12 protein-coding genes and 1 pseudogene are annotated in these 13667 nt (G+C 50.5%); 5 read left to right on the top strand and 8 right to left on the bottom strand.

From position 1 onward, the window contains the following. The first annotated feature begins 359 nt into the window (after window positions 1-359). Window positions 360-1610, top strand: a complete 1251-nt coding sequence (locus L4C36_RS17615) for a putative glycoside hydrolase (RefSeq protein WP_428479111.1) — start codon at window positions 360-362, stop codon at window positions 1608-1610. A gap of 128 nt (window positions 1611-1738) precedes the next feature. Here the strand turns inward: L4C36_RS17615 and L4C36_RS17610 are convergent, their stop codons facing one another. Continuing rightward, window positions 1739-3070: a DUF4397 domain-containing protein gene (locus L4C36_RS17610; protein WP_428479110.1), complete on the bottom strand. Its 1332-nt coding sequence runs from the start codon at window positions 3068-3070 to the stop codon at window positions 1739-1741. Between the two features lie 194 nt (window positions 3071-3264). On the opposite strand from L4C36_RS17610, the gene L4C36_RS17605 reads away from it, so the two are divergent. The 3 genes from L4C36_RS17605 (at window position 3265) to L4C36_RS17595 (ending at window position 5257) form a co-directional block, all read left to right on the top strand. Further along, a complete protein-coding gene (locus L4C36_RS17605; RefSeq protein ID WP_428479109.1) occupies window positions 3265-3891 on the top strand; it encodes a hypothetical protein in 627 nt (208 codons plus the stop codon). A gap of 81 nt (window positions 3892-3972) precedes the next feature. After that, the gene (locus tag L4C36_RS17600; RefSeq protein ID WP_428479108.1) at window positions 3973-4542 is read left to right on the top strand and encodes a sigma-70 family RNA polymerase sigma factor; all 570 of its coding nucleotides are present in this window, start codon (window positions 3973-3975) and stop codon (window positions 4540-4542) included. Beyond that, window positions 4535-5257, top strand: coding sequence for a ChrR family anti-sigma-E factor (locus L4C36_RS17595; protein WP_428479107.1), 723 nt, complete (start codon window positions 4535-4537; stop codon window positions 5255-5257). The genes L4C36_RS17600 and L4C36_RS17595 overlap by 8 nt, the downstream gene beginning before the upstream one ends. 179 nt (window positions 5258-5436) lie before the next feature. On the opposite strand, the gene L4C36_RS17590 is transcribed toward L4C36_RS17595, so the two are convergent. From L4C36_RS17590 to L4C36_RS17575, 4 genes are read right to left on the bottom strand one after another with little or no spacing between them, the layout of a single operon-like run. Next, a complete protein-coding gene (locus L4C36_RS17590) occupies window positions 5437-8535 on the bottom strand; it encodes an efflux RND transporter permease subunit (protein WP_428479106.1) in 3099 nt (1032 codons plus the stop codon). Then, the gene (locus tag L4C36_RS17585; RefSeq protein WP_428479105.1) at window positions 8532-8786 is read right to left on the bottom strand and encodes a hypothetical protein; all 255 of its coding nucleotides are present in this window, start codon (window positions 8784-8786) and stop codon (window positions 8532-8534) included. The genes L4C36_RS17590 and L4C36_RS17585 overlap by 4 nt, the downstream gene beginning before the upstream one ends. After that, complete coding sequence (locus L4C36_RS17580; RefSeq protein ID WP_428479104.1) at window positions 8783-9856, bottom strand: efflux RND transporter periplasmic adaptor subunit; 1074 nt, start codon at window positions 9854-9856, stop codon at window positions 8783-8785. Before L4C36_RS17580 ends, L4C36_RS17585 begins: the two co-directional genes overlap by 4 nt. Beyond that, complete coding sequence (locus tag L4C36_RS17575; RefSeq protein ID WP_428479103.1) at window positions 9856-10932, bottom strand: efflux RND transporter periplasmic adaptor subunit; 1077 nt, start codon at window positions 10930-10932, stop codon at window positions 9856-9858. The genes L4C36_RS17580 and L4C36_RS17575 overlap by 1 nt, the downstream gene beginning before the upstream one ends. 199 nt (window positions 10933-11131) lie before the next feature. Between L4C36_RS17575 and L4C36_RS17570 the strand changes: the two genes are divergently transcribed. Continuing rightward, window positions 11132-11878, top strand: coding sequence for a TetR/AcrR family transcriptional regulator (locus L4C36_RS17570; RefSeq protein WP_428479102.1), 747 nt, complete (start codon window positions 11132-11134; stop codon window positions 11876-11878). 95 nt (window positions 11879-11973) lie between these two features. Here L4C36_RS17570 and L4C36_RS17565 read toward each other — a convergent pair whose 3' ends face one another. The 3 genes and pseudogenes from L4C36_RS17565 to L4C36_RS17555 form a co-directional block, all read right to left on the bottom strand. Beyond that, window positions 11974-12879: a hypothetical protein gene (locus L4C36_RS17565; RefSeq protein WP_428479101.1), complete on the bottom strand. Its 906-nt coding sequence runs from the start codon at window positions 12877-12879 to the stop codon at window positions 11974-11976. A 231-nt stretch (window positions 12880-13110) separates the two neighbouring features. After that, complete coding sequence (locus L4C36_RS17560) at window positions 13111-13521, bottom strand: hypothetical protein (protein ID WP_489685893.1); 411 nt, start codon at window positions 13519-13521, stop codon at window positions 13111-13113. Window positions 13522-13538: 17 nt separating this feature from the next. Beyond that, window positions 13539-13667, bottom strand: a pseudogene (locus L4C36_RS17555) (ISAs1 family transposase); the annotation flags it as partial.

Raw genomic sequence — 13667 nt, 5'->3', positions numbered from 1 at the left:
GTGATCGCTATAGCTTTAAATTTCAGCTTCTAATAACAAAGAAAAACAATAAACCTTAATTAACAGCAACTTATATCATAATCTGACCATTATCATGAAAAGTAACGGGATTTTTAYATCCTATTCCTCTCTTCATTTCATGCGGATATAGCGTTACGTCACATTTATCCATACGTATAAACTATCGCTATGGCAGTTAAACACCGAGCAAAATTGGAGGTGATCACAATTTCATCGACCTGATTATTTTTTTGCTTGCTTTATTTTGGCCAATCCATCATCGTTTTTGCCGAAACGTTTATACAGGCATGTAACACACCCAAACAGACTGCCTGCACGGTCAGAATTAACGTGAGACAATGGATATGGAAATTAGCATTAATAAAAAAGCCCTCATCGTCAGCGGACTATCACTTAGCCTGTTGGCGGGATGTTTGGACGATCCGTATAACTACCCAGAAGAAGAAGTGGTTCCACCGCAACCCTCGAACACCAGCAATATTTATGGCCCAGAGAGCGACGGGACTTTTGCTCTGTCGGTTATCGATCAAGATGCCTTACAAGCCTCTGTGGATGCGGATGGCTTTGTCAGTCAGGGCAACATTGCCACCAGCAATATTTCTGGCCAGACGCAAGGTAATCTCAATGTGCGGATCAGCAATGAGGCCGCCGCGCGTTTCATCGCACACAGCAGCAACAGTGCCAATCTCGATATGGGCATTGCCGATCCTGCCACCAGCACCTTACAGTTTGATCTGCGCGTACTGGGTCAACCTGCCACGGATCAGGCGATTTACCTGACCAGCCAGCGTGAAGAACATGTCGATCTTGGCAATGTGTCTTTAACTAGCGCGATGATGGCCTATAGCAACGCCGCCCCACAAACGGTCAAAGTGCCGCTGTCTTGCTTTACGGACGCGGGCATGGACTATAGCGATACGCTTTCACCCTTTGTTCTGCACTCCAGCAGTAACTTGAACGTGGATATCGGTAACATCCGTATGGTGACCCATTCCACGGAAGAGACACATGTCTTGGCATGCAGCAGCGACAGCGAACTGTTAAAGCCCGATGGTGAGACAAATACCTCTAACATGTTTGTGCTCGACGCCCCCAATGGCCAAGGTTGGGCGACCGCGCTGGGCACTTGGATGACGGACGGCAGCAACATTCAGGTCGACTGGGGACATGATAGTTTCACCCTGACCCATACTAATGCCAGTGATGGCGCCAATGGTGGAGTGATCTTAAATCCAAACGACGGTAAAGCGCGTGATATGGCGTTATTTGTCGAATCCGGCGTGCTTGAATTTATGATGAATGTTGAGAGTTATGGTTCACACCCTACCAAGCGCTTCCAAGTCCAGATGGAATCTCCAGCAGGCAACTCTCAGCCATACTTCTTACCAACAGGCTTTGCTGAAAATGAATGGCAACAAGTGCGCATCCCATTGAAAACCTTGTTTACGCACCCTGATGGTAGCGTCGATGTGAACGTACTGCGTAACATCGAAAAGCCATTATCGATGCTACCGGAATGGGTAGAAGCCGGTGACACACTACAAGGCATGAAATACACCTTATCTGGGGTCAAGCTGGTACTGAATTAAACCGTTTTCAGTATCATCACTCGCTTCAACTCTCGATCTATATTACCCAGAACAACAAAGGGTCATGCACATTGCATGACCCTTTTATTTTGTTTTTTTACCTTTCGCACAATCACCCGCGGTAAAGATCACTCTCCCGGCGCGGTATCGACATTAATCACAAAGCCGCTGAGATCATCGGTCGCAACCACCGAGTACACGCCGCCGTCTTCCACGCTGGCATCACCGGTAATCAGTGGCTCAAGCGAGTTAGCAGGCGTGACGGCCAAATTGTAGCTGCCGCCCGGTACATTCAAGACCGCATTGTCTTTGAATTCGACATCTTCCAGTACCACGGTAGCTTCACTGAACATGCCATCAGCTGAGGCATGCACGTCCACAGTGCCGGCAGCCGTGCTGGCATGTACCACGCGCACTTTGGCGTACGTGGCGACTGAGCGCAGATCTTCTTCAATCAATAATGGCTCGATATCAAAATCCGAGGCAGACACGAAACTGCCCACCGCATAAATGCTGGATGCGGTGCCACTGGCAACCTCCGTTCCCGGCGCATCAAACACCACGATAGACGGGTCAATATTGGCGACCACACTCAAGTCATAACTGCCTGCGGGTAAGTCTTCACTGCGGAATTCTTTAAAGGCGATGGCTTCAAACCCAGCGACCGTATTGCCGGAGGCTTGCACATCGACGGCCACCGCATCTTTCACCGCATGTACAACACGCACCGTGGCTTTCTCGCCCGTATTGCGCAGCACAGCCATATCATCGCCATCAGCCACCAACAAATTCACCGGTGACACTGCGCCTCCATCGACATTCGGCACGGCGGTGATCATCAGATCGCTCCCTCCGGCTAAATCCAACTCGCCACTGTCAAACACCACATCTTTTTGACCCGCTAAAGTCACGCGAATACGGTAGGTATCTGACGGCAGGGTCACAGGAAGGTCGGGACTGTCGACTTTAAATGCCAAGCCCGAAATGGCAGGTGCTTCCGCCGTAATGCTGTCGGCGGTGCTGAGGTAGATATCAACCCCAGGTACATCAGGGTGAGCATGCAGTACATCCACCCGTACTTGATTACCGCCAATGAAAATATCGTCACGCATTAATACAACGGGCTCAATACTGGCGGTGTTATTCACCGCAAACACGTCATATTGCATGTCACCGGCCAAATCTAAGTTAGCCGCAATCACTTCTAACGTTTCGTCTGCGGGTAGCAAAGCATCAACCGCCACATCATAGGTACCGCTATCAACCGCAAGAAACGGACTGGCTTGTTGGTAATCGACCTCTGCCAATGCATCCACCACATCACCATTGAGTTTTACCGCCACTTGCGGCGCATCGCTACTGGCATGGGTCACACGCAATTTAGCGGTGTCGTTATCATCGTTGCAGCCAACCAATAACGCGGCTGAAATCATCGCGAGGGATAAAGGTTTCAACGTCATAAGGGTATCCTCATTCTTTGTCTGTCATCGTTCACATACTGTTTCATCCATGGATGTGGACAATGGGAAAGTGCAGATAGATACGCTCAGACCAACAGCGTTGGATCAATGAAAATTGACAATTTTACGCTCATAGTCATCCAAAGCCCTATTTGCGACGTAAAGCAAAAAAGTCATGAAAAAGGAGTTGTACTGTGTCTCAAGCCCCCTCTTTTCCGCGCACCGTGTATCCATACACGTTGCCCTACCTGCAAACCACAGAGCATGGCATGCCCATGAGTAAACTGGTGATCTGGGGCAATGGGATCCTTTTCACACAAACCATCACTGACGGTTTGCGCGCCGGTGGATTATGGTTAGTGATGCAAGACAAATGCGGAACGGCCGCCGTGGCGAAGGGCGATATCATAATGCTCGCCCATATTGATGATGTGGATTGGCTCAGTGCCTGCCAAATTAAACTCGACCTGACGATTCAGGCAAGCGGCGTGTTACGTCATGATGCGACCCCGCCGTTGTGCTCGCGTCTACAAGGTGATATCACTGCGCGATGGCCTGATTTACCGCCATTGCCCGAGCATGACATTTTGCTGACCCGCTTAAAACAAGGGATGATTGAGCACCATTTCCCACTGCCCGCCAGCAGCGTCGATGACTGGCCGCGCACGCCTAACTGGGTGTGCTGGCGCTGGTTGGAGATTTTACCTATCCCGCTCGCCACCAAACAACGCCTGCTCAAGCACCCGACGCCCCACCTTTGCATGCGTTACATAAAAAAAATCATCAGACACGGTGATCTTTCTGCTCAGCCATTGCGTTAATTACACATGGACCCCATGCTTGCAGAGAGAGAAATGATCACATCCCATCCTGATATACACTCCGCGACTGGCAAGGAGTCTATGATAAATACCCCCGCACCGGCGCTTGATGTCGCCGAGTTATTGGGCAACATTGCGCAAACACGCTGCCGTAAAAGTTACGAAACCTTGTTTACCTTTGTCGCGCCCAAGCTATTGAACTTTACACGTAAACAGTTGCGTGATGAGTCGATGGCCATGGAAGTTGTACAAGAAACCATGTTGAAAGTCTGGTTAAAAGCCCACTTGTACGAGCCCTCTAAAGGCGCTGCCCTTACCTGGATCTATTCCGTCGCACGTAACGTGAAGTTCGACCTACTGCGTAAAACCAAGCACCAGCAAGATTGGGTGCAAGGGGACGATTTGTGGCCGATCATGCATGAAGAGCGCGATCCGGATAAACTGCCGCTGGAGTTTGAAGCTATCGTCAGTGAAGAACTCGACAGTTTGATCAACACGCTGCCCACCGCACAAGCTGAAGTTGTGCGTATGGTCTGTTTACAAGGTGCATCGCACCAAGATGTGGCCGATGCGATTGGCGTGCCATTGGGCACCGTAAAAAGTCGTCTGCGTTTAGCGCTACAGAAAATGAAGGAGGCCCTCGATGACTAATGTCCGTTTGCACCCCAATGAGGATGCACTGCTGCTGTTTGCCTCCGGTGATTTGGATCCCGCATCCAGCATTATGATCAGTACCCACCTAGAATTTTGCCCTCACTGCCGCCAGCGCGTCGCTAAACTGGAAGCCACGCAAGCCGATGCCGCATGGCAAGCTAATGCCACGCCGACACCGGCAGCAACGACAGAGGCGTTACCGGCGGATTTGCATGCCATGATGGCGCAGATCATGACGCAAACAGAGGCACAAGCTTCAGACTGTGAGCAGGCTGAAGCAGAAAATACATCGGCATCATCAGCCACGCTGACGCTCGGGTCGCACCATTACCCGTTGCCCCGTGCGCTGCAACGCCATCACGACCAGATTGGCCCGTGGAGCAAACTGCCCGGCAACATCAAACGGGCCCATGTTGCAGTAGGCGGCAGCAGTAAAATGAACTTCATCTATATGGACAGTGACAGTGCGCTGCCAGAACACACCCATCAAGGGCAAGAGATCACCTTGGTCTTGGCCGGTGAATTCCACGATGAAAACGGCACCTATCATGCTGGCGATTTTGTGGTGCAAACCGCTGCTGATAAACACGTGCCACGCACCCATGAAGGGCAAGACTGCTTATGCCTAACCTTGCTTGATGCACCGCTGCACTTTACCTCGGGCCTAGCGACATTACTTAACCCGTTTAGTCAGTTGTTCTTTCGCCACTAGGTAAGTACACACTATCGCCGCTGTATCTGTTGATAACGACATAGCCGTTTTTAGTGAGAAAAGACGGCATCGAAAAGACAGCAGCAAAAAAGCGATAAACAAAAAAAGCCCCGCACCTAAACAGCGCGGGGCTTTCTCATGCTGTGCCGATAAAAAGCACCACAGCGTTGACGCTTTACTTAAGCGTGAGCAACCTGCTCATGCGTCGGCGTTGCTGTGGGATCCGGCGCTTTCACATTGAAAAACAACGCAAACAACACCGGCACCACAATCAAGGTCAGTACCGTGGCAAAGCCCAGCCCCGCCATGATGGTGATCGCTAACGAGTCAAAGAAGGCATCCGACACCAAGGGGATCATCCCCAAAATGGTGGTCAATGCCGCCATGCTTACCGGACGCACACGGCTGATCGCACTGTGTACAATCGCATCATACGGCGCTTTGCCCTGCTCCAATTCAATGTTGATCTGATCCAACAAAACGATGCCGTTTTTCAAAATCATCCCGCTCAGGCTCAGTAAGCCTAACAGCGCAGTGAAACTGAATGGCACATTCGTCGCCAACAAACCAATGGCTACGCCGATGATCGACAACGGCACCGTGGCCCAGATCACCAGTGACTTTTTCACCGAGTTGAACAAGAAGATGGTGATCACAAACATCAACAGGTAGCCCATTGGCATTGAGCTCATCATCGACTCTTGCGCGTCTTTCGACGATTCATACTCACCGCCCCACGTAATGTGGTAACCCACTGGCAATGACAAGGCTTCCACTTGCGGACGTACACGGGCAAACAAACTCGCGGCGGTTTCATCGCCCAGTACGTTATGGTCGGCCAATACCGTGAGTGTGCGCTTACGATCACGGCGCTGTACTAACGGCTCTTCCCACGCCAGATCGATACCATCAATCACTTGCTCAACCGGCACATACGCCTGTTGCACCGGGCTCCATAGCGTCAGATTCTGTACGCTGTTGAAATCCACCCGTTCGTTTTCAGGCAAACGGACTAGGATAGGCAACATCTGTGTGCCATCACGCAACACGCCGATGGTACTGCCGCCGTAGGCCATTTGCAGCGTCTGCGACAAGTCTTCTTTCGAGATCCCCAAGCGACGGGCTTTGGTTTCATTGAACTGCGGTACCAGCACTTTGGTTCGCTCACGCCAGTCATGACGTACGTTACGCGCACCCGGATCGGCCAGCAGCACATTTTCCACGTTCACCGCAATATCACGCAGCACCTGCGGATCAGGGCCGCTAATGCGCGCTTCAATTTTCGACGCCGGTGACGGGCCAAACTCCATCAACTTAAACTGGAACGACGGCGATGCAAATTGCGTGGCGAGTGTCTCGTCGAGGGTGTGGAGCAACGCAAACATGCTCTCGCGATCGTCGGTACGTACCTGCAACTGCGCATACGCTTCATAGCTTTTCTCCGGCTGGTAGGTCAACGCAAAACGCTGTAAACCCTGCCCGATAGACGCCGTCACAAACTTCACATTGTCTTGCTGACGAATGTAGTGCTCCACCTGCTCCGCCTGACGCTGGGTTTCACGAATATCCGTGCCTTCCGGCATCCACATATCGACATAGAACATCGGCGTGTTCGACGGCGGGAAGAACGACTGTTTCACATGACCGAACGCGACCACCGCAGCCACCAACAACGCCAGCATGCTGGCCATGGTGAGCCAACGAAAACGCAGGGCAAACTTCAACGTGGCACCAAACAGGGTAAACAAGGCCCCTTTGTACGCCTCATCTTCATCCCCTTCCCCCGCAGCGGTGTCGTTGTCTTTGAGCAATAAATCCGCCAAGAACGGGGTTAACGTCAGCGCGGTGATCCAGCTCAGGAACAGCGAGTAACACAATACCCAGAACAGCGATCCCATGAACTCGCCACTGGCGTCTTCCGACAAACCAATCGGGGCAAATGCGGTGATCGCAATGATGGTGGCGCCCAGCAACGGCCATTGGGTTTGCTTGGTGATATCCACCGCCGCCTGCACTTTGGTGCGGCCTTTTTTCAGCCCGACTAAAATGCCTTCCACCACCACAATGGCGTTATCCACCAGCATCCCCAATGCAATGATCAGGGCGCCGAGCGAGATACGGTGCAGTTCGATATTGTTCAGCTTCATCAGAATAAACGTACCGAACACGGTTAACAGCAACACGGCACCGATAATCAACCCGCTGCGCAAGCCCATGGCAAACAGCAGTACGACAATAACAATCGCGACCGCTTCACCCAGACTAATGATGAAGTCTTTCACGGATTTATCGACTTCTTGCGCCTGATTGTAGAAGTTGTTTAAGGTGATCCCGGCCGGTTTCACACTTTCCAGCTCAGCCAAGCGCACATCCACACGCTGGCCGACTTCCACCACGTTCACACCATCGGCAAACGCAATGCCCAAGTTAATGGCTGGCTGACCGTTGAACAGCACCACGTTACTCGGTTTTTCTTGCACGCCACGGGTCACTGTCGCGACATCTTTCAAGCGGATCAGATTACCGGTGTCACGCCCGTGGATCACCAGGTTCTCTACTGCTTCCACACTGTTCATGCTGCCGTTCGGGCGGATCACCAAGTTCTGGCCGTTGATCATGATTTCACCGGCAGACTGCACGCTGTTTTGCTGATTCAACAACCCAACGACCGTGTTCATATCGAGATTCAGCGCCGCCATGCGTTCCAGTGAGATCTCAACAAAAATCTGCTCTTGCTGCTGACCGGCGATGCTGACCTTGCCAATGCCTTCGACCAAATCCAATTCACGGATCAGGTAATCCGCGTACTGCTTCAGTTCCTCATAGGAATAGCCTTTACCGGTCATCATGTACATCACGCCGTACACATCACCAAAATCATCCATGATCTGCAGCGACGTCACGCCAGCCGGTAACATCGGCTTGAGATCGTTCACTTTACGGCGCATCTCATCCCAGATCTGCGGCAGCTCCTCTGCCCCGTAGATCATCTCCATGCTGACCATAATTTGCGTCATGCCCGCCGAGGAGGTCGATGTCACCTTGTCGATGTACGGCAACTGGCGCACCGCTTTTTCAATCGGGTGCGTCAGTTCTTCTTCCACTTCGGTCGATGTTGCCCCTGGGTAGGTCGCAATGATCATCGCATCTTTAATGGTAAAGGCAGGGTCTTCTAAACGGCCCAACTCAAAAAATGCACTGATCCCGCCTACCGTTAAAATGATTAAAAACAGCCAGCTAATGACTTTGTTTTTAATTGAATATTCCGCAATGCTCACTGTACTGTCTCCATGAGAACACGAACGCATGCCATGATCGCGTCAACCTGTGTGGCAGGCTGTTCAACGCCCGCTTCCCACCCTGCCGGTTGCAGGGTTACTTCCAAATGCTGCACATTTTCACCAATTAATTGCCAAACCAGAAACTGACCCAGTTCGCTTATTACCATCAATCCCAACACGGTGATCCCGATACCGATGCCCCATCGCAATACCATCAGGCCACCATGACGCATCGCTGTAAAATTCACTGAGCAGACGCCTGAACGGGCACCGCAGATTGCACCGTCACGGCCATGCCATCACGCAACTTGCGCAAACTTGACGTCACCAGACGATCCCCTTGCGCCACGCCACGACCAATGATCGCCCCTTGGCTGTTGATATGTTCAACGCCGACTTCCACGCGCTGTACCTTGCCCTCCACCCATTTCCAGACAAAGAACTGGCCGTCTTGCTGGCCGGCATCCAACGCCAATAGCGGCAACACAAACCCTTGCTGCGTGCTCAGCCCCGCCGCTGTCATGTCCACATTCAGGGTCACACTGGTACCGGGCAAAATGGCCGGTTCACGTTGCGGCATGTCAAACCACATGCGGTAGGTTTGGCTGTGAGGCGCAAGTTCGCTGGTGTGTTCACGGTACGTCACCGGATAACCGGTTTGCTCCGCGCCGAAATACGCCATCGGCTGATACCCTCGGCCCCCTTGCGCGGGATTAATCATCGCGATCACGGTATCCGACACCGGAATGTTGATGTAGACGCGATTATCCTGATACACGCTGACCACGGTTTCGCCCGGTGTCACCGCTTCAAAGGCTTCTTTTGGCACCTCCGCCACCACCCCGTCAAACGGTGCTAAAAGCTGGGTATAACCTCGGCGTGCCGTTGCGGATTCAAAGTGCACCTTGGCCAAACGCTGGTTAGCAACCAGTTCATCCAACTCGGCGTTAGACACCATCTTGCGGCTGTGCAATTCACGGCCACGCTGCAATTGCTTGGTCGCCAGTTCAAACTGCACCTTGGCATCGCGCAACTGCTGGTCAAACTTGTCAGCATCTAGCACCGCGAGCGGTTGCCCTTTCGTGACGCGCTGGCCGGTACGTACCGACACTTGCTTCAGTTCGCCTTCCACCCGAAACGCCAACGGCGTCAGCTCGGCGGCCTCCACCTGTCCATTGAAACGGCGGTATTGGCTGGCCACCGAATCGGTCACCGTAATGGTCGACACCGTTAACGGCGCGGGCGGTGTAATACCGTCTCCGTCTTGACAGCCTTGCAGCATCGCCAATGACAAAATCACCCATGATATTTGTTTCATTAAATTCCGCCCTCGCGTTCCCATGCGCGTACTTGCTGGCCAGACAACAATTCTTGTGCCCCCGCCGTCACAATCACCATGCCTTGTTGTAATCCTCCTACCACATCACCGCGCGCATTCAGCGTCAGTGACAAGGCGCTAACCACGCCTGTGGCGGGGTCGACCTGCCACACGGTGCCTTGCTGATCGTCTTTTTCTACCCAACTGCCCGCCGGCAAATGCAGCGCAGCCATGGCTGAGGGCTTACCGATATGCACCTGCGCCGACATGCCTGACAACATGTTGCGATCGGCCGGGCGGGCAACCGTGACTTTGGCGGTATAGCTATTGGTGTCGGCATCCGGACGGGTGGAGAGTTCTTTAAACTCGGCAGGCAAAGATTGCGCGGCGTAGTTGTCCATCACCACCCAGATCATCGCCGCTTGCAACGTCGCCAGATCGGTTTGCTCGACATAAGACACAGGCAAACTGAAACTCAAATCTAACGTGGTCACATTCTGTACATTCACAATCGGTTGGTTTGCGCCAACAAACTGGTGCGGATTCACATGCTTCAGCGAGACGGTGCCAGCAAACGGCGCATGCAACAAAGTGTGCTCCAGATCCGTACGGGCTTGCTCAAGGTTTGCCAACGCCGCTTTGTAGCGGGTGTCGTGACGGTCAAACTCATCGGTGCTGATCAGCTTTTTGCTAAACAGCTGCTTAGCGCGCTGGAACTGGCTTTTCGCTAACTCAAATTCCGCCAATTTGGCTTCAAACGCCAAGCGGTAATCGGTGTCATCCAACTGTGCTAAGACCTGACCTGCTTCAACATGCTGCCCCACTCGCACGGTGAGGGTGGCGATTTCACCAGGGACTTGAAACGACAGTTGTGCCCGTTGCGATGCTTCTGCCCGCGCCGGAAAGGCGTCGCTAGCGTGCGCTTTTTGCATCGGGATTTGATACAGCTTGACGGGTTTCACGGCGTCGACCGTGGGTTCAGATTGGGCTTGGAAACAGCCAGCCAACAGGCTGCTGGCAATAACCAAGACGGCGACCCGCATAAAAGGGGTCAATACGGTGGGATGTCCCTGCAAAATGTGTTCTCTTTCGTTTTTTATTACACAGGCGTGCAGTATATGTTGATCGCAATGAAGATCAACTATATTTTACAGGTGGACAATAAAGGAATTTTCTGAGCAAAGACCCGATTAAAGATGACGGTCAATCACGGATTTAGGTACACTACGAGGCCTAAGCAGCCAAGATGGATGCGGGAAAACAAGCAGATAGCGTATGACAGAGAAAAAACAAGGGCGGCGCAGCGCACAAGCCGCCGAAGAAACCAAACTTCACATCATGACCGTGGCGGCAGACATGTTCTGCGAGCTGGGCTATGAGCGCGTCTCGCTGCGTAACATCAGTGAGCGCGCGGGAGTCTCTCACAGCTTGATCCGCCACCACTTTGGCAGCAAAGAGAAGATCTGGCACAGCATCAGTGATTGCTTAGAAGCCTATATGCATCACTACATGCACCAGCTGCTTGCTGATATTCCGCAGACGTACCCGTCTCACCAACGGCTGTATCACTTTTCGGTCCGTATGCTGGCGCACATGATTGTGCACCCACAGGCGATTCAATTGATTGCCGATGCCGTGCGCCAAGAAGCCTTGTTTGATTATTTCATTGATAATTCAGGCAATATTGAAAAGCTGGTGCAAGATTTGATTGATCCGGTCAATCAGGATTTCCCCCAACAGCAAATCGACATTAAAGTGCTGAAATGGCAGCTGATGATGTACGGCCACGCCGCCGCCAGCATGAAGCCATTTATTGCCGAAACCTGGGCCGATCAAAGTGATGATTTGGACGTGTGCTTGCGCAATCACTGGCAACTGTTCAACCAGCAGATGGCCTGCTCGCTGAGCATTCCATCCGATGAGGTGCTCCAACCCACGCACCTGAGTGAGTTGGTATTAAACATTGATTGCAACTGGCAAAAGAAAGACGATGCTGAACACGCTGACGCCAAAGACGTTTAAAGGTCGTGTTTATTGCGAGTCATTGTGTTGATACATTGACCGCCCCCTCTCACACAAGCCATCGCTGTGTGAGGGGAATTATTCGCGTAAATACATTATGCCGACGCATTTTGTTTGAGTTCACGCAAATCGAATTCGATAACTTCAAGGGGAGGATTTTGATCTCTGATTTTTTGATAAATAGATCGACTGTCTTCTATGTTTTTATCTGATTTTTTTGATTCCGTATAAAGTACATCTACGTCATAGCCCACTTTTTCATTTATAATCGCTATTACCTCATCGATGGGCCGATCATTAAAATAAAAATCAGCAGTTGTTACTTTTTCGAAAATTTTCAATTTAATGTCATTTTCCTGTAAAGTTATTCCTTTAAAGAAAACGGTAATCTCTCCCAATTTTTCATTAACCTGTAAGTACAAAATAGAGTCATAAGGTATAATTTGATAATGATATTCTAGCCTCATGTTAATCGCTCTAAAAGCTAATAATGCAGATGCACCAGCGCCAACAAATATCATCGGGCTAAAAATCAATGCCATCACGATGCAAAAAATAACACCAAACCAGCCTATTCCCCTTACGATCTTATACGAAAGTTCGGATTCATCTCTATGCCACCTTAATGCAATTTTTTCGTCACCAAACCGGTAGTCATAAATAAACCCAGCTAATCCACCCCAAAATACAAACCCAATAAACAATGAAGAAATTAATGACATAGCATAATAAACATCCCAAGCAGGAATTAAATTCTCCCATCCGTCTTTTAAGAATGAACCCAACAGGTACATAAACGTAAAACCAATAATGCCTGCCGTTTCACGAAGGTATTTAAACCCAAGGTAATCGAATCCCCGCCACTCCATTACATGACTTTCAGATTCCATCTGATCAAAATGTGCCTTTCCATATTTCTCGGCAGTTTCACTTATCGGAACATTTTTTATCATCTCAACATATTGTTCGGTAAGTTGGGGGTTACGGTAATTCGGTTTCATAAGTGTGCTTCAATCCTTGAAGATATAGAGGGGACAGTATGATGCCAGTCGCAGTGACCTGCCGACGATGCATCGCTGGTGCTATGTTCAGCGATTTCACGGCTCAGCGGTACTGTGTACGTACGAACCGTGGAAACAGCTCACGATAAAGACCAGAAGAATAACGCCAGTTTCGTGGGGAGGGAACTGGCGAGTGAGGAAAAGATACAAAACGTTGAACACCCTCGAGTGTCACGATTTATTCATTTCATCGTTTTCATTAATTATTTCTCTATGTTTTGAATAAATAGGATGCTGATACTGGTCATTAACCCGATTAATATCTACAACCTCAATATCAACATCAAGTATACTGTTACATAATTCAGATATAATATGATTTTTTTGCTCAATAGATTGTGAATGCAAGTCACGTAAAAATAACTGGTGCATATTATCTTTAGATTTTATCGTGAAGCGAGTATCTCCGATAGGATTGAATATTATCATTGATTGAGAGAAAAAAATATGGCAATTCCGAGCCTGTGGCTGAAAATTTGTAAATAGAAATGACATTAATGCAAAACCACCAGCACCAACAAAGATAACCGGACCGTACATCAAACCAGCAACAATACAAAGTGGAATCCCTAACCAAGCCAGGGCGTCCGCATGAGCGCTTAATTTTTAGCCATTGACGTCAATCCGGCCACAAGGACTTGCTCCAAGAAGGCAGGTTTCATCATGCAGCGTTTCTGTTTCATCGGTACGCTAATCTTGGTTGGTTCAGCTCTAAGCATGTTAAGTGC

Source organism: Photobacterium japonica (genome assembly GCF_050337005.1).
GTDB classification, from domain to species: Bacteria; Pseudomonadota; Gammaproteobacteria; order Enterobacterales; family Vibrionaceae; genus Photobacterium; species Photobacterium japonica.
Note: the sequence above shows the minus strand (reverse complement) of the source record. Positions and strands in the feature narration are given on the sequence as shown.